Source organism: Alphaproteobacteria bacterium, assembly GCA_019635875.1.
GTDB lineage: Bacteria > Pseudomonadota > Alphaproteobacteria > Reyranellales > Reyranellaceae > JAFAZJ01.
Window position 1 is genome coordinate 78,381 of sequence record JAHBYP010000006.1, and the last position, 16,058, is coordinate 94,438.

Annotated in this window: 18 protein-coding genes; 14 read left to right on the forward strand and 4 right to left on the reverse strand. The window is 68.5% G+C overall.

Going from position 1 to position 16,058, the window contains the following annotated elements; all coding sequences use genetic code 11:
- Positions 1 to 42: 42 nt before the first annotated feature.
- The 3 genes from KF889_21330 to KF889_21340 are packed head-to-tail and all read left to right on the forward strand — an operon-like array spanning position 43 to position 2,017.
- Positions 43 to 627: a glutathione S-transferase family protein gene (locus KF889_21330; GenBank protein ID MBX3501992.1), complete on the forward strand. Its 585-nt coding sequence runs from the start codon at positions 43 to 45 to the stop codon at positions 625 to 627.
- Complete coding sequence (locus KF889_21335) at positions 624 to 1,496, forward strand: methyltransferase domain-containing protein (GenBank protein MBX3501993.1); 873 nt, start codon at positions 624 to 626, stop codon at positions 1,494 to 1,496. The genes KF889_21330 and KF889_21335 overlap by 4 nt, the downstream gene beginning before the upstream one ends.
- Positions 1,493 to 2,017, forward strand: coding sequence for a hypothetical protein (locus tag KF889_21340; protein ID MBX3501994.1), 525 nt, complete (start codon positions 1,493 to 1,495; stop codon positions 2,015 to 2,017). Before KF889_21335 ends, KF889_21340 begins: the two co-directional genes overlap by 4 nt.
- Here KF889_21340 and KF889_21345 read toward each other — a convergent pair whose 3' ends face one another.
- Positions 2,018 to 3,172 (reverse strand): aromatic ring-hydroxylating dioxygenase subunit alpha, encoded by a 1,155-nt coding sequence (locus KF889_21345; GenBank protein MBX3501995.1) that lies wholly within the window; start codon positions 3,170 to 3,172, stop codon positions 2,018 to 2,020.
- Between the two features lie 82 nt (positions 3,173 to 3,254).
- Between KF889_21345 and KF889_21350 the strand changes: the two genes are divergently transcribed.
- Entirely contained in the window at positions 3,255 to 4,073 is an 819-nt protein-coding gene (locus KF889_21350) for a YmdB family metallophosphoesterase (GenBank protein ID MBX3501996.1), read from the forward strand.
- 295 nt (positions 4,074 to 4,368) lie between these two features.
- On the opposite strand, the gene KF889_21355 is transcribed toward KF889_21350, so the two are convergent.
- A complete protein-coding gene (locus KF889_21355; GenBank protein MBX3501997.1) occupies positions 4,369 to 5,349 on the reverse strand; it encodes an NADPH:quinone reductase in 981 nt (326 codons plus the stop codon).
- On the reverse strand, positions 5,346 to 5,978 hold the full coding sequence (locus KF889_21360; GenBank protein ID MBX3501998.1) for a DJ-1/PfpI family protein: 633 nt from the start codon (positions 5,976 to 5,978) through the stop codon (positions 5,346 to 5,348). Before KF889_21360 ends, KF889_21355 begins: the two co-directional genes overlap by 4 nt.
- A gap of 64 nt (positions 5,979 to 6,042) precedes the next feature.
- Between KF889_21360 and KF889_21365 the strand changes: the two genes are divergently transcribed.
- Genes KF889_21365 through ruvA form a run of 3 tightly spaced genes read left to right on the forward strand, consistent with a single transcriptional unit; the run spans position 6,043 to position 8,051 of the window.
- Positions 6,043 to 6,801: a YebC/PmpR family DNA-binding transcriptional regulator gene (locus KF889_21365; GenBank protein MBX3501999.1), complete on the forward strand. Its 759-nt coding sequence runs from the start codon at positions 6,043 to 6,045 to the stop codon at positions 6,799 to 6,801.
- A gap of 9 nt (positions 6,802 to 6,810) precedes the next feature.
- Positions 6,811 to 7,437, forward strand: a complete 627-nt coding sequence (gene ruvC / locus KF889_21370) for a crossover junction endodeoxyribonuclease RuvC (GenBank protein ID MBX3502000.1) — start codon at positions 6,811 to 6,813, stop codon at positions 7,435 to 7,437.
- The gene (gene ruvA / locus KF889_21375; protein ID MBX3502001.1) at positions 7,434 to 8,051 is read left to right on the forward strand and encodes a Holliday junction branch migration protein RuvA; all 618 of its coding nucleotides are present in this window, start codon (positions 7,434 to 7,436) and stop codon (positions 8,049 to 8,051) included. The genes ruvC and ruvA overlap by 4 nt, the downstream gene beginning before the upstream one ends.
- Positions 8,052 to 8,056: 5 nt before the next feature.
- On the opposite strand, the gene KF889_21380 is transcribed toward ruvA, so the two are convergent.
- A complete protein-coding gene (locus KF889_21380; protein MBX3502002.1) occupies positions 8,057 to 9,226 on the reverse strand; it encodes a hypothetical protein in 1,170 nt (389 codons plus the stop codon).
- A 105-nt stretch (positions 9,227 to 9,331) separates the two neighbouring features.
- On the opposite strand from KF889_21380, the gene KF889_21385 reads away from it, so the two are divergent.
- The 7 genes from KF889_21385 (at position 9,332) to tolB (ending at position 15,964) form a co-directional block, all read left to right on the forward strand.
- On the forward strand, positions 9,332 to 10,237 hold the full coding sequence (locus tag KF889_21385; GenBank protein ID MBX3502003.1) for a LysR family transcriptional regulator: 906 nt from the start codon (positions 9,332 to 9,334) through the stop codon (positions 10,235 to 10,237).
- Between the two features lie 85 nt (positions 10,238 to 10,322).
- A complete protein-coding gene (ruvB, locus tag KF889_21390; protein ID MBX3502004.1) occupies positions 10,323 to 11,375 on the forward strand; it encodes a Holliday junction branch migration DNA helicase RuvB in 1,053 nt (350 codons plus the stop codon).
- A 154-nt stretch (positions 11,376 to 11,529) separates the two neighbouring features.
- Complete coding sequence (ybgC, locus tag KF889_21395; protein ID MBX3502005.1) at positions 11,530 to 11,967, forward strand: tol-pal system-associated acyl-CoA thioesterase; 438 nt, start codon at positions 11,530 to 11,532, stop codon at positions 11,965 to 11,967.
- A gap of 96 nt (positions 11,968 to 12,063) precedes the next feature.
- Positions 12,064 to 12,867: a protein TolQ gene (gene tolQ, locus KF889_21400; protein ID MBX3502006.1), complete on the forward strand. Its 804-nt coding sequence runs from the start codon at positions 12,064 to 12,066 to the stop codon at positions 12,865 to 12,867.
- Positions 12,867 to 13,412 carry a protein TolR gene (gene tolR, locus KF889_21405; protein ID MBX3502007.1) on the forward strand — a complete coding sequence of 182 codons (546 nt, stop codon included), beginning with the start codon at positions 12,867 to 12,869 and terminating at the stop codon, positions 13,410 to 13,412. Before tolQ ends, tolR begins: the two co-directional genes overlap by 1 nt.
- Before the next feature lie 22 nt (positions 13,413 to 13,434).
- Positions 13,435 to 14,505 carry a hypothetical protein gene (locus tag KF889_21410; protein ID MBX3502008.1) on the forward strand — a complete coding sequence of 357 codons (1,071 nt, stop codon included), beginning with the start codon at positions 13,435 to 13,437 and terminating at the stop codon, positions 14,503 to 14,505.
- Positions 14,506 to 14,629: 124 nt separating this feature from the next.
- Positions 14,630 to 15,964, forward strand: a complete 1,335-nt coding sequence (gene tolB, locus KF889_21415; protein MBX3502009.1) for a Tol-Pal system protein TolB — start codon at positions 14,630 to 14,632, stop codon at positions 15,962 to 15,964.
- Positions 15,965 to 16,058: the final 94 nt, after the last annotated feature.

Below are 16,058 nucleotides of genomic sequence, written 5' to 3' on the forward strand. Positions count from 1 at the left end.
CTCGCTACGCTCGGGATGACAGGGATGACTTCAGGAGCAACCATGCTCACGCTCTATTTCTGCCCGGGCACCAGTTCGATGGCGCCGCACATAGCGCTGCACGAGGTCGGCGCGCCGTTCGAGACCCAGGTGATCTCGCTGCGCCAGAAGACCAACCGCACGCCGGAGTATCTGGCGATCAATCCCGAGGGCAAGGTGCCGACCCTGCTGGTCGACGGAATGCCGCTGACCGAGGTCGCGGCGATCCTGTTCTATCTCGCCAGGCGCTTCCCCGAGGCGAACCTGCTGCCCAAGGACGACCTCGAGGCCGAGGCGCAGGCGGTGTCGTGGATGTCGTTCATCGCCGCGACCGTGCACCCCGCGCGCCGCCAGGGCCTGGAGCACGCGCGCACCGTCTACGCCGTCGTCGACAGGCGGCTGGGCGATCGCAGCTGGGCGCTGGGCGATCGCTTCTCGATCGCCGACATCCATCTCTTCCGCCTGTTCTGGCGCTTCCGCAACTCGCTCAACCCCGAGCCCGGCGCGTTTCCCAACCTCGTCGCGCACTACGATCGCATGATGGCGCGGCCGGCGGTGAGGAAGACGATCGAAGTCGAATCGGCGGTCGGCTACGAGCTGCCGCCGTGACGGAGGCCGATGCAGCCGTTGCCCGCCGCGTCTATGCCGACGAGCTCGCACGGCTTGGCCCGATCACCCACACGCCCGAGCTGACGACGGCCTTCGCCTCGGTGCCGCGCGAGCGGTTCCTCGGCCCCGGGCCATGGCGAATCATCGTGCCGCACAGGAACGGCAACGAGGTCTTCACTTCGCCCGACGCAGATCCCGCGCATCTTTGTCGCGACGTGCTGGTCACCATCGACGCGTCGCGCGGCATCAACAACGGGCAGCCCAGCCTGTGGGCGCGGGCGTTCGACCGGCTCGGATTGAAGGCGGGCGCGCGCGTGCTGCATGTCGCGGCAGGCACCGGCTACTACAGCGCCATCCTCGCCGAGACGGTCGGACCGACGGGCCGCGTCGTCGCCGTCGAGTACGAGGCCGACCTCACCGAACTTGCGCGCGCCAATCTCGAACCGTGGCCGCAGGTCACACTGGTGCACGGCGACGGCTGCACGCACGATCCCGGCTTCGATGTCGATTGCATCGTCGTCTGCGCCGGCTCGACCCATCCCGCGAAGCTGTGGCTCGACCGTCTCGCCGACGGCGGCGTGCTGGTGATGCCGCTGACCGGCCGCTACGGCTGGGGCATCATGCTGCGCGTCGAGCGGCGCGGCGCATCGTTCGCCGCGTCGTCGGTGTGTGGCGTCGGGATCTATCCCTGCGCCGGCAACCGCGACACGGCGGCCGAGGGCAGGCTGCAGACCGCGCTCGACGGGCTGACGAGCAACAAGACACCGATCACGGCGCTGCATCGCGGCGAGCCGCCGACCGGCGGTCGCCCGCGCGTCTGGTACGCCGGACCGGGCTTCTGGCTCGAGAGATCATCGGTCCCGACATGAGGCGCGTTCTGCTATTCCTGCTGCTGCTCGTGGCAATGCCTGCGGCGGCAGAACCTGCGCGCTTGTTTGACGGCGCGTTGTCGTTCGATCTGCCACCCGGGTTTCGCCGGATGACCGAGGCGGAGATCACGGCAGCGTCGCCGTTCCCATGGCTATTGTACGGCGCGCAGCACGATGGCTTCGCCGACAGCGACGGGCTCACGATGATCGCGGCGATGCGCGCGCTGCGACCGGGGCTCTCGGCCAGCGATCTCACTGCCATCGGTCAGATGATGCAGCATGGCGTCGCGCTGCGGGTCGGGATGACGGTGCGTCGCCATGGGCTGGTCGCTATCGGGCGCACCCGGTGGTACGCCATCGAATTCAGTTCGCAAGCGGCCGGTGAGCCGGTCGAGTTCCTGACTCGGGTAGGCTTACAGAAGCAATACTTCGTTGTCGTTTCGGCCAAGGCGGTGACGCGCGTGTTTCAGCAGCGTGAGGCAGCGCTGCGGCGGGCGCTGGAAACGATGAAGCCCGACTGATCAGCGCGCGCCGTTGGCCATCGCCTTGACCAGCGAGGCATGGAAGTCGTGCAGCCCCGGCTCGTTGCGGCCGAAGACCACGTGGTCCTGCGCGCCGCTGTGGAAGCCCTGCTGGATGGTGCGCGCCATCGGGAAGTCCTCGACCTGCACGGTGCCGCGCAGGATCTGCCAGTTCTTCTCCCATTTCTCGCGATCGGCCGGGCGCACCTCGCGCTCGGGGCTGATCAGCCAGGTGCGCACGACGCAGCGATTGGGATCGGCGCCGTCGGGCACGGCGGTCCAGAACTCGACGTGGTCGCGCTGCCACACGACAATGGCGTTGGGGAAGACGCGGTGGATGCCGACGATGTGGTCGCCGAACTGACGCTGATCGGCGGGCAGATGGCGTACCGCCTCGTAGCTCTTGCGCGGCGCGATGAAGCGGCCATGCCGGCCGAGCTGCTCGTAGATGCCGCCGCGGCCCTCGATGAAACGGCCTACGGTTTTGTTGTGCAGGTGCGGCACGTGATAGAGCTCGAGGAAGGTGTCGACCACGAGCTTCCAGTTGAGCTGTTCGGGATACCTTTCGAAGCGGAACACGCCGCCCTCGGCGATCTTCATCTCGGCCAGCACCGCGTTCATCGGCCCGAGAAAGGCCTCGATATCGACCGCGCCGCCCTCGATCGGGCCGAGCCACACCAGGCCATGGCGCTCGGCGACGGGCAGCCTCACCAGCGCGCGACTCGAGCGGTCGATGCCGGCGAAGGCTTCCTGCTGCGGGATATGACGCAGGCTGCCGTCGCCGCCGTAGACCCAGGAATGGAACTTGCAGGTGAACGTGGCCTTGTGGCCGGCCTCCTCGTCGACGACGCGGCAGCCGCGGTGGCGGCAGACATTGTGGAAGGCGGCCAGGCTTCCATCGGCCTGGCGCACGATCAGGGCGGAGACGCCGTCGATGTCGACGGTGCGGAAATCGCCGGCGCGCGCCAGCTCGGAAGAGGCGGCGACGATCAGCGGCTGGCGGCGGAACAGGAGGTCGCGCTCGCGCTGCAGGTGCCCGGCGTCGATGTAGTGCGCCACCGGCTGGCGGTACTCGCTGTCCGCCATCATCGTCGTGTTGGCCGCGAGCAGAGCGGCGATCTGGTCGCCCAGCCGGCGTTCGGTCGCGACGTCCATGGCACTCTCCTCTGATGGCCGCATGATGACGCAGCCCGCCCCGGCGGGGCAATATGGCTGGTACGGAAGGGCAGGTGGCGTGATGAAGGTGTTGTTCTGCGGCGATATCGTCGGGCGCAGCGGGCGCGACGTGGTGCTGCGCGAGGTGCCGCGGCTGCGCCAGGCGCTCGGCCTCGACTTCGTCGTGGTCAACGGCGAGAACGCGGCCGCCGGCTTCGGCATCACGGCGAGGATCTGCGCCGATCTGCATGCCGCCGGCGTCGACGTGATCACCGGCGGCAACCATTCCTGGGACCAGAAGGAGGTCATGGCGCATATCGCGCAGGACAAGCGCCTGCTGCGGCCGATCAACTATCCGCCGGGCACGCCGGGCTGGGGTTCCAACGTCTACGACGCGGCCCGGCGCCAGAAGGTGCTGGTGATCAACGTCATGTGCCGGCTGTTCATGGACGCACTCGACGATCCTTTCCGCGCGCTCGACGCCGAGCTGGCCAGGCACCGGCTGAAGGGCACGGCGGATTTCATCCTGGTCGACGTCCATGGCGAGGCGACCAGCGAGAAGCAGTCGATCGGCCACTTCCTCGACGGCCGCGTCTCGGCGGTGATCGGCACGCACAGCCATATCCCGACGGCCGATTCCTGGATTCTGCCTGGCGGTACGGCCTACCAGACCGACGCCGGCATGTGCGGCGACTACGACTCGGTGATCGGCATGAAGAAGGAGATCGCCGTGCAGCGCTTCATCCGCAAGATCCCGGGCGAGCGTTTGGCGCCGGCGGAGGGCGAGGGCACGCTGTGCGGCGTGCTGATCGAGAGCGACGACAGTTCGGGCCTGGCCCGTTCGATCCAGCCGATCCGCATCGGTGGGCGGCTGCCGGCGACCGTCATCGGGGCGCCATGATCGGGGCTTAGGCTGGCATCGTGAAATGAGCGGGCACTTCGGTGCCGATTCGTTCCAGATTCTCCACCGGTTGTGGGTGATGGGGTGGCCTTATCACTACATCCGGTATGAACCAGACTCTTGTTGACGGCTTCCGAAAAAGATTCAAAAGTCCTTGTTATTGAACGGTTTTTTCTTAAATCCGTTCGCCGAATTTCCCGGTTAGAGGGGGCGTCGGAACCAAGGTTCCGACGTTTTTTAGGCGGGGGTCTCCGACCCCCGCCCTTTTTTTTCCGCAGCCCGGCTGTGGACAAACCTAGGGGATATCCACCACGACGTGGCCGATCTTGCTGCCGTCCTCGACGGTGCGATGGGCCTCGGCGGTCCTCGCCAGCGGCAGTCGCGCGGCGATGTTGAACAGCGCGTGGCTGTCCGCCACCCAGCGCTCTATGTCGCGGAAGCACTGCGCGCGCTGCTGCGGCGTGATGGTGTAGACCAGCACCGGCCGCAGGACGACGTTCTTCACGATCGAGGCATAGAACGGCAGCTCGGCGGTCGGCGTCTTCGAGCCGTAATAGGCGAGCACGCCCTCGGGCTTCAGCATTGCCAGATCGTTCGCCAGGTTCTCGCCCAGCTCGACCTCGACGATGCGGTCCAGCCCACGACCGCGCGTGATCTCATTGACCCGCTCCGCGACATTCTCGCCGCGATAATTGATCACGTGATGCGCGCCCGCGGCCCGCGCATGCGCCGCCTTGGCCTCGCCGCTCACCGTGGCGATCACCTCGGCGCCGGCCCAGCGCGCGAGCTGCACGGCGTAGTGCCCGACGACACCGGCGCCGCCCGACACCAGCACCGTCTGCCCGGTGGGCGAGAAGTCGGCGAACAGGCAGCGATGCGCGGTCATCACGGGAATGCCCAGGCAGGCGCCCTGCGCATCGTCGAGTCCCTGGGGCAACGGCACTGCGAACTCTGCCGGCAGCGCGCAGAGCTCGGCCGCCGTTCCGCCTGCGCGCAGATAGGCCGCGTTGAACACCCACACCCGCTCGCCGATGCGCGATGCCGGCACGCCCGCGCCGACCGCGACGACCTCGCCGGCGCCGTCGCTGTGCGGCACCTGGCGCTTCAGCGTCATCCTGGCGCGCAAGCCCATGCGGCTCTTCACGTCGGACGGATTGACCGCCGAGCTCCTCATGCGCACCACGACCTCGCCGGGTCCCGGTGACGGATCGGCCATGTCGCCGACCACCAGCACCTCGTCGGCCGGCCCATTGCGCTCGTACCAGCACGCCTTCATCGCTGCGCTCCCGCGGCGAGCAGGGCCAGCGCCTTGGCTCGCGTTGCTTCATCCGCGCTGACCGCGTTGCCGCTGTCGAAAGGCGGCTGCGGATCGTACTCGATGGCGAGCTGCAGGGCGCGCGCCGTCGGCTCATCGACGAGACGGGCGGCCAGGGACAGCGCCATGTCGATGCCGGAGGAAACGCCGGCGGCGGTGATCACCTTGCCCTCGATCACCACGCGCTCGGGCGCGTAGGTCGCGCCGTGCTTGGTCAGGGCCCTGGCGGCTGCCCAGTGGGTCGCGGCGCGCTTGCCCTGCAGGATGCCTGCCGCGCCCAGGATCATCGCGCCGGTGCAGACCGAGGTGGTCCACGTCGTCGTCGCATGCAGGCGGCGCGCCCAGTCGATCGCGGCCGGATCGCCGAGCTGCGCGAAATTGCCGGTGCCCGGCACGACCATCACGTCGGCCGCGGCGATATCGGCGAACTTTGCGGTCTTGTCGAACACCAGGCCGGTATCGGTGCGGATCGGCCCGCCGTCGCGGCTGGCGGTGACGGCCTGGGCGCCGGGCAGACGGGCCAGCACCTCCCACGGCCCGACGGCGTCGAGCGTGGTCATGTCGTCGTAGAACAGGAAGGCGATGCGCATGGCCGCCTCCGATATGCTAGAAAGCGCCGACAGGCAACCAACCAGGCAACGCATCCCCCGAACCATGGCTGGCCATTCACAGTTCAAGAACATCATGCACCGCAAGGGCGCGCAGGACGCCAAGCGGGCGAAGATCTTCACCAAGCTGCTGCGCGAGATCACCACGGCGGCCAAGCAGGGACTGCCCGATCCGGCGGCTAATCCGCGGCTGCGCGCCGCCGTGATCGCCGCGCGCGCCGGCAACATGACGCGTGACACGATCGAGCGCGCCATCAAGCGCGCCTCGGGCGTTGGCGGCGAGGCCGACTACGTCGAGATGCGCTACGAGGGCTACGGCCCGGGCGGCGTCGCGGTGATCGTCGAGGCGCTGACCGACAACCGCAACCGCACCGCGTCCGACGTGCGCTCGACCTTCACCAAGTACGGCGGCAACATGGGCGAGAGCAACAGCGTCTCCTTCATGTTCGACCGCGTCGGCGAGTTCCGCTTTCCGCGTTCGGTCGGCAGCGCCGACGAGGTGATGGAGAAGGCGATCGAGGCCGGCGCCGACGACGTGCAGAGTGTCGAGGGCGAGGAGGGCTACCACGAGATCGTCTGCGCCCAGGACGATTTCGCCGCTGTGCGCGAGGCGCTCGAGAAGTCGCTGGGCCAGCCGAGCAGCGCCAGGATCGTCTGGCGGCCCAAGACCACGGCGCCGATCGAGGGCGAGCAGGCGCAGACCCTCTTCAAGCTGATCGAGCAGCTCGAGGACAACGACGACGTGCAGAACGTCTACGCCAATTTCGAGATGTCCGACGCCACCATGGCGAGCCTGGCGGGGTAGGGACACCGCATGCGCCTGATCGGCCTCGATCCCGGGCTGCGCAACACCGGCTGGGGCGTGATCGAGTCGGAGGGCAGCCATCTGCGCTTCATCGCCTGCGGTGTCGTGCGCTCCGACGAGGCGCTGTCGCTGGCCGAGCGACTGTGCCAGCTCTTCGATGGCGTCAGCGACGTGATCCGCGAGTGGCAACCGAGCGAGGCCGCGGTCGAGGAGACCTTCGTCAACAAGAACCCGAACTCGACGCTCAAGCTCGGCCAGGCGCGCGGCGCGGTGCTGATGGCGCCGGCCAAGCTGGGGCTGGCGGTGATCGAGTACGGCGCCAACCACATCAAGAAATCCGTGGTCGGCGTCGGCCACGCCGAGAAGCAGCAGGTCGAGCTGATGGTGTCGCGCCTGCTGCCCGGCGTCACCGCCACCGCCGACGCCGCCGATGCGCTGGCCGTCGCGATCTGCCACGCCCATCACCGCCGCACCGGCCACAAATGGGTTGAGGGCAAGGTGCAGGCCGGCGCCGAGGGCGGCGAGATCGGCGCCGTGCGCGGCGGTCGCGTCGGCGCGGGCCGCGGCAAGAGCGGCGTGCGCGGATCGCAGGCCGAGTGGGAGCGCGCCATGCTGGCGAGGGCGACCAAGAGATGATCGGCAGATTGCGCGGCAGCATCGAGCAGGTCGACGAAGATTCCTGCGTCGTCGACGTCAACGGCGTGGGCTATGTCGTGCACGCCTCGGCGCGTACCCTGCGCGAGCTGTCGCCGGGCGTCGAGGCGCGGCTCCTGGTCGAGACCGTGGTGCGCGAGGACGCGATCCTGCTCTACGGCTTCATCGCCGCCGCCGAGCGCGACTGGTTCCGTATCCTCACCACGGTGCAGGGCGTCGGCGCCAAGGTCGCACTCTCACTTCTCTCCACGCTCGCACCCGACGAGCTCGCCTCGGCGATCGTGGCGCAGGACAAGGCCTCGCTGAACCGCGCATCGGGCGTCGGCCCCAAGCTCGCCGCGCGGCTCGCCACCGAGCTCAAGGACAAGGCGACGCAATGGGGCGCCATACCCGGCGCGCGCGCATCCACCGCACCGAAGGCCGACGCACCGGCCGCTGTGCCCTCCGCCAACGAGGACGCGATCTCCGCCCTGGTCAACCTCGGCTACAAGCGCATGGAAGCCTTCGGCGCCATCGCCCGCGTCTCGGCCCGCCTGGGCGCCGACGCCAGGATCGACGCGCTGATCCGCGAGGGCCTCAGGGAACTCGCACGCTAGCCGACCTAGAACCGCGCCACGCCGGCGTCCAAGCCCATGCAGATCCGTCCGGCTATGACATAATTGTTCGGCGACATCGCGACGTGCTTCACGGCGGCATGGACGTCGCGCGCGCAGCGCTCCAATGGCGCACTCTCGAAGATCGAGATGCTCCCCGACACGGTCGACAGCATGTCGACAATGCGCACGGCGCTTTCCGCCGCATGGGCGCAGGCTGCCCGAAAAAGGGCGCGCGCACGGATCAGCCGGTCGCCGCCCATGTCGGTGGCCATCATCAGCTCGGTGATGGCCTCGACCAGAAAAGCGCGCGCTGCGTGATGGAGCGCTTCGGCACGACCGACCTCGGCTTGGACGATCTCGCGATCGCGCAAGGCGGCCGACATGCCCCTGCGCGACGTCGTGGCCGCCAGCCCAATGAAGCTGGAGATTGTCGCGCGAGCGATGCCCAACGGCACAACCGAAACGGTCAGCGGATAGATCGATGCCACCGGCAACCGGTAGAGGACATTTGATTGAGTCGGCGGCGGATCCATGAAGCGGTGCGCATGGGCGGCAGGGACGAAAACGTCGCGCGCCTCGAAATCGCAGCTGCCGGTGCCACGCATGCCCGAAACGAACCAGTTGTCGACGATGGATACGCTCCCGGCAGGGAGATGGCAGCAGACCAGTTCAGACGAAGTGGCCGCCGGCGCCACGGCGCACAGACCCATCGCCCAGGTCGCGTGGTGAATTCCGCTGCCGAACGGCCAGCGCCCGGTGACGCGATACCCGCCGTCGACCGGCACGGCTTCGCCGACCGCTCCTGTCGACGAAGCGACAAAGGCCCGCCGGTCTGCGAACCAGTCACCGGCGACTTCCGGCGCGAGATAGCCGCCAACCCGGCTCATGCCGCCACCGTTGCCGACCAGCCAACCAACCGATCCGTCGAGCTCGCTCGCGGCCTCGACGACGCGCATGAACCCGTGCGGCGACAGTTCCAGTCCGCCCAATGCCCTTGGCAGGAAGAGCCGGAACGCGCCGATGTCGCACAGGGCCTCGAACACCCGCTTCGGCAGTCGCCGCGCCTCGTCGAAGGAACCGCGATGCTTCTCGATCAGCGGCCGCAGGCGGCCGAGCTGTTCGACCAGGCGATCGACTTGGTCGACTTCATGTGCGCTCATCCAGCTGTCCGGCATGACTTACCGCCTCCCATGGCGGGTCAACTCTCCGATCATCCGGCGGTACGCGGCAAATTCGTAGAATTCAGGTGCGGTGCGATCCTGTTCATCTAGAGTCGAGCCATGAGGCCGTTGCCACCACTACCTGGTTTGCGGGCCTTCGAGGCCGCCGCGCGGCTTCTGAGCTTCAAGGCGGCAGCGGCCGAGCTCGGCGTCACGCCGACGGCGATCAGTCATCAGATTCGGTCGCTCGAACGTTACTGCGGGCAGCCGCTCTTTCGCCGCGAGCCGCGCCCCATGTCGCTTACATGGGCCGGCGAGCAGCTGTTCCCGGTCGTGCGCGACGGCCTCGATCTCTTCAGCGAGACGTTGACGGCGATTCGGTCGGGCGCGGCGACCGGACGCCTGCGCATCACCACGACCAACGCCTTCGCCGCGCGCTGGCTGGTGCCGCGCCTGCCGACCTGGCGGCAATCGCATCCCGGTCTGCGTCTCGACATCGTCGGCACCGACGCCGTCCTCAACCTCAGGGCGGGCGAAACGGACATCGCCATTCGCTATGCGCGGGAGAAGCCCGCTGACGCCACCAGCGTCGAGCTCGTGCGCGACACCTTTCGCGTCGTCGCCAGCCCCTCATTGACGGGCCGTCTAAAGAAGCCCCTGGCTCCGCGCGATCTCGCGCGCTTTCCGCTGATCGAGGCCGAATGGCCGCCGACGGCGATCGATGCGCCGAGCTGGCGGCAGTGGGAGCAGGCGGCGCGCAAGCTCGGCCATGACGTGCCCGCCCTGGCCGGTTCGGCGGGCCTGAGCTTCCGTGAAGAACTTCACGCTATCGAAGCCGTCCTGGCCGGGCAGGGCGTGGCGATCTGCAGCGACGTGCTGGTCGGCCGCGAACTGCGCGACGGCAAACTGTATCAGCTCACCGACGTCACCCTGCCGGGGTATGGCTTTTATGTCGCGTATCGCGCTGACCATCCGAAAGCGCGCTCGATCAAGACATTCCTGGCGTGGGCGCAGGCGGCGGGCTAGGCCCCGGTGGCCGCGCATGCTAAACAACGCCAACCCTCCGTTCCGCCTGCCGCGGAGCCAATCGCGTCGATAAAGACCGCAGCCGATGACCGCCAAGGATTCCGACCGCCTGATCTCCCGCGCGAAGGGCGAGGAGGATGCCGCCGAGCTGAAGCTCAGGCCGCAGGCGCTCGACGATTTCGTCGGCCAGAAGCAGGTGCGCGAGAACCTCAAGGTGTTCATCTCGGCCGCCCGCGCGCGCGGCGAGCCGCTCGACCACACGCTGTTCCACGGCCCGCCGGGCCTGGGCAAGACGACGCTGTCGCAGATCGTCGCCAAGGAGATGGGCGCGGGCTTCCGCGCCACCTCGGGGCCGGTGATCGCCAAGGCCGGCGACCTCGCCTCGATGCTGACCAACCTCGAGCGCGGCGACGTCTTCTTCATCGACGAGATTCATCGCCTCAATCCCGCCGTCGAGGAGATCCTCTATTCGGCGATGGAGGACTTCCAGCTCGACATCATGATCGGCGAGGGGCCGGCGGCGCGCTCGGTGCGCATCGACCTGCCGCCGTTCACCCTGGTCGGCGCCACCACGCGCTCGGGCCTGATGACGACGCCGCTGCGCGAGCGCTTCGGCATTCCCATGCGCATGGATTTCTACACCGCCGAGGAGCTCGAGACGATCGTGCGCCGTGCCGCGCGCGTGCTGAGGATCGAGATGACCGACGACGGCGCGGCCGAGATCGCCAAGCGCAGCCGCGGCACGCCGCGCGTCGCCAACCGCCTGCTGCGTCGCGTGCGCGACTTCGCCTCGGTCGCCGACCACGGCCTCGTCACCGCGACGATCGCCGACGCGGCGCTGAAGCGGCTCGAGGTCGATGCGCTGGGCCTCGACCTGATGGACCGCCGCTACCTCGGCTGCATCGCCGAGAAATACGGCGGCGGGCCGGTGGGCGTGGAGACCCTGTCGGCGGCGCTGTCGGAGGAACGCGACGTCATCGAGGACGTGATCGAGCCCTACCTGATGCAGCTCGGCCTGCTGATGCGCACGCCGCGCGGACGCATGCTGGCCGAAGGCGGCTGGAAGCATATCGGCCTGCCGGTGCCCAAATCGACGCGCGCCCAGCTCGACCTGCTCGACGGCGAGAACGGGTCGTGATCTCGGCTCCTTCCCTTCCCCCGGAGGGGGAAGGTGGCGCGCGTCAGCGCGACGGAAGGGGGATGTTGAAGACGGCCTCCTCTGTTCGTCTTCGACATCCCCCTTCCGCCCTTCGGGCACCTTCCTCCTCCGGGGGAAGGGAGCAGTGTTCATCATGACCCGTGCCCACGTCCTTCCGCTGCGCGTGTACTACGAGGACACCGACGCCGCCGGCATCGTCTATCACGCCAACTACCTGCGCTTCATGGAGCGCGGGCGCACCGAGTTCCTGCGCGAGCTCGGGCACGATCTTGCGGCGATGAGATCGGAGATCGGAATTAACTGGGCGGTGAAGCGGCTTGCCATCGAGTACATCGCGCCGGGACGGCTCGACGAGGCGCTGCAGGTGGTAACGACAGTCGAGGTTCTGCGCGGCGCGTCGGTCGATTTGCGCCAGCAAGTAAAGCGCGGCGACACGATGTTGACCGATTCGACCCTGACTCTCGTCTGCATGAACGCGGCGGGCCGTCCGGTTCGTCTGCCGTCGGATGCGCGCACGGCGCTGGGCGAGCGAGCGATCACGTCCCGCAGCGGCGAAGTGACGCCGGATTGATCAACAAAAACAAGGCGGTGTTGCCGAAATGCAACGGGCGACGCCGCCAAGGTGCCATATTCTGACGCTAACCCCTCTATCCCTCTTGGAGATCGCATGGATCCGGTGATCTTTCTTGCGCAGGTGGCCCCGGCACCCGCGCCTGCGCCCGTACCCTCGGCACCGCTCGCTCCTCCGCCCGGCACCGGCGGCGCCGTCACCGCGTTCGGCGGGCAGGCGATCGATGTCAGCTTCGTCGGCATGTTCATCAACGCCCACGTCGTCGTACAGATCGTGATCGTGATGCTGCTGCTGGCCTCGGTGTGGTGCTGGGCGATCATCTTCGAGAAGACGATGCGGCTGCGCGCGCTGCGCAAGAAGGCCGACAATTTCGAGAACACCTTCTGGTCCGGCGTGTCTCTCGACGATCTCTACGACCGCGTCGGCACCAAGCCCAATGATCCGCTGGCTTCGGTCTTCGCCTCGGCGATGCGCGAGTGGCGCCGGACCCTGTCGAAGGGGCTGGCGCAATCGGGCGCGACGCGCGCCAACCTGCGCGCGCGCATCGAGCAGGTGATGACCGTCACCGTGCAGCGCGAGATGGAGGCGATCGAGAAGCGCATGACGTTCCTCGCCTCGACCGGCGCGGCGGCGCCCTTCGTCGGCCTGTTCGGCACGGTGTGGGGCATCATGACCGCCTTCCAGGGCATCGCGATCTCCAAGAACACCTCGCTCGCCGTCGTGGCGCCGGGCATCGCCGAGGCGCTGTTCGCCACTGCGCTGGGACTCGTGGCGGCGATCCCCGCGGTGCTCGCCTACAACAAGATCAGCAGCGACATCGGGCGTTTCGGCCAACGACTCGAGAATTTTGCCGTCGAGTTCGGCACCATCCTCTCGCGCCAGCTCGAGGAGGCCGCCTGATGGCGATCTCGATGTCCGGCGGCAATGGCGGCATGCGCGGCAGCAAGATGCGCCGGCGCATGTACACGCCGATGTCGGAGATCAACGTCACGCCCTTCGTCGACGTCATGCTGGTGCTGCTGATCATCTTCATGGTGGCGGCGCCGCTGATGAATGTCGGCGTGCCGGTCGACCTGCCCAAGACCAGCGCCGATCCGATCACCGGCCAGGACGAGCCGCTGGTGGTCACGGTCGACGCCAAGGGCGACATCTATCTCGGCGAGAGCCAGTTCAACGGCGAGGAGCTCGTCGCCAAGCTGCGCGCGGTGCAGAAGGAGAAGCCCGACCAGCGCGTCTTCGTGCGCGGCGACAAGGCGATCAACTACGGCAAGGTGATGGAGGTGCTGGGCATGCTGCGCGCCGCCGGCTTCCCCAAGGCCGGCCTGGTCGGCGACCTGTCGACGCCGCCATCGGGCGCGCCGGCCGCCGGCGCACCGCCTGCGGCAGCACCGGCCAGGCCGCCGGCACCGGCACCGGCACCGGCACCGGCACCGGCCAAGAAGTGATCGCGCGAGGTGAGGCCCGGCGATGAACGGACGCGGCAGCAGCGGCGGCGATATCGGAGCACCGGCCATCGTGTCGGCGAGCCTGCATGTCGTCGTGCTGGCGCTGGCGATCTTCGGGCTGCCGGGCCTGACCAAGCCGCGCGACGATTCTCCTCCCGAGGTCGAGATCATCGACGCCTCGGAGATCGGCAAGCACAGCGCCGCGCCGAAGGTCGCGCCGCCCACGCCGCAGGACAAGAGCCTGCCGGAGAAGGACGAGGCCAAGCCGGCGCCGCCGATGAAGTCGCCGGAGCCGGCGCCGGCGCCGCCGCCACCCGCGCCGCCCAAGCCGGACCTCGCCGACGCGCTGCCGCCGCCGCCACCGCCGCCGCCGCCGCCGGTGTTCCCCAAGGTCGAGACGCCCAAGCCGCCGGAACCGCCCAAGCCGCCCGAGCCGCCCAAGGTGGCCGACGCCGAGCCGCTGAAGCCCAAGCCACCGGAGCCGCCCAAGCCCGAGCCCAAGCCGGATCCGCCCAAGGCGCCGCTGCAGCCACCCAAGCCGCCGGAACCGCCCAAGCCGCCCGAGCCGCCCAAGCCTCCGGCGCCGCCCAAGCCGCCGCCGCCTCAGCCCAAGCCGAAGCCCAAGGCGCAGACGCTCGACGACATCCTCGCCGACGCCTCGAAGAAGCCGGCGCCGCCCACGCCCACCATCGACCGGCGCAATGCGCCGATCGGCAAGTCGGACCCGCAATCCAAGCCGACGCAGCAGGCAGCGCGCGGGCCGCAGACGGCCGCCGTCAACGCGCCCAAGCTGACGCAGAGCGAGGAATGGGCGGTGATCCAGAAGATCCGCCCGTGCTGGAACCCGCCGCTGGGCGGCAAGGACGCCGACAAGCTCGCCATCGAGATCACGGGCTCGATCGGCCGCGACGGGCGCGTCATCGAGGCCAGGATCGTCGAGCAGGGGCGCATGCGCGACAGTTTCTACGCCGCCGCCGCGAACGCCGCGCTGCGCGCGACGCTCAACCCGCGCTGCCAGCCCTGGCCGCTGCCGCCCGAGAAGTACGAGACGTGGAAGACCTTCCGCTTCACCTTCGATCCGCGGTTTTTCTGAAGCGTGTGTGGCGCTATTGATCCCTCTGTCATCCCGAGCGCAGCGAGGGATCTTCCAGCAGCACAAGGATCCCTCGCTGCGCTCGGGATGACAGAGGCTAGTCTTGAAGACAATGCGACCTGAGATGATGAGGAGCGCGATGAGCCCCCGAACGACGCTTCGCACCCTGCTGACGGCGATGCTGGCGCTGCTGATCGCCGTGCCGGCCGCCGCCGAGTTGCGCCTGCGCATCACGCCCGGCGCCAATCCACCGCCGATGCCGATCGCCATCGCCGACTTCGTCGGCGATCCGGCCGGCGCGCAGATCTCGCAGGTGATCGCCGCCGACCTCGAGCGCTCCGGTCTGTTCCGCATCATCGACCGGGGCGCCTTCATCGAGCGGATCACCGATCCCAACCGCGCGCCGCGCTTCGCCGACTGGCGACAGATCGGCGCCGACGCGCTGGTCGTCGGCTCGGCCAACACCACCGCCGATGGTCGCCTGCAGGTCGCGTTCCGCCTGTGGGACGTCGCCGCCGGCACCCAGGCCGCGGGGCTGAGCTACTTCACGCAACCGCAGCACTGGCGCCGCGTTGCGCACATCATCGCCGATCAGATCTTCAAGACCATCACCGGCGAGGAGGGATTCTTCGATACGCGCGTCGTCTACGTCGCCGAAAGCGGCCCGGGCAATGCGCGCGTCAAACGCCTGGCGATCATGGACCAGGACGGCGCCAACAACCGCTTCCTCACCGATGGCCGCACGCTCGTGCTGACGCCGCGCTTCTCGCCGACGCTGCAGGAGATCGTCTACATGTCCTACCAGGGCGGACAGCCGCGCGTGTACATCATGAACGTCGACAGCGCGCGTCAGGAGCTCCTGGGCAACTTCCCCGGCATGACCTTCGCGCCGCGCTTCTCGCCCGACGGCAACCGCGTGGTGATGAGCCTTGAGCGCGACGGCAACTCCGACATCTACGTCATGGACGTGCGTTCGCGCTCGATCAACCGGCTGACCAATCATCCGGCGATCGACACCTCGCCGAGCTTCTCGCCCGAGGGCGACAAGATCGTCTTCAACTCCGATCGCGGCGGCAGCCAGCAGATCTACGTCATGAGCGCCGGCGGCGGCGAGCCCACGCGCATCAGCTTCGGCACCGGGCGCTACACCACGCCGGTGTGGTCGCCGCGCGGCGACTACATCGCCTTCACCAAGCAGGATGGCGGCAGCTTCTCGATCGGCGTCATGCGTCCCGACGGCAGCGGCGAGCGCGTGCTGGCCACTTCCTATCTCGACGAGGGCCCGACCTGGGCACCCAATGGCCGCTACCTGATGTTCTTCCGCCAGGCGCCCAACGCGCGTGGCCAGGCCGGCGCCGTGCGCCTGCACATGGTCGACATCACCGGCCAGAACCTGCGGCCGGTACCGACCGCAGGCGACGCCTCGGACCCCGCCTGGTCACCATTGATTCCGCAATAGGGCGGGATCGCGGCAATTATGGCGAAGTCGTGGCGCCTTGAAACGGAACCCGCCCCAGTCTAGATGCAGTTCAACGGGGTGTGGCGCGTAGTGC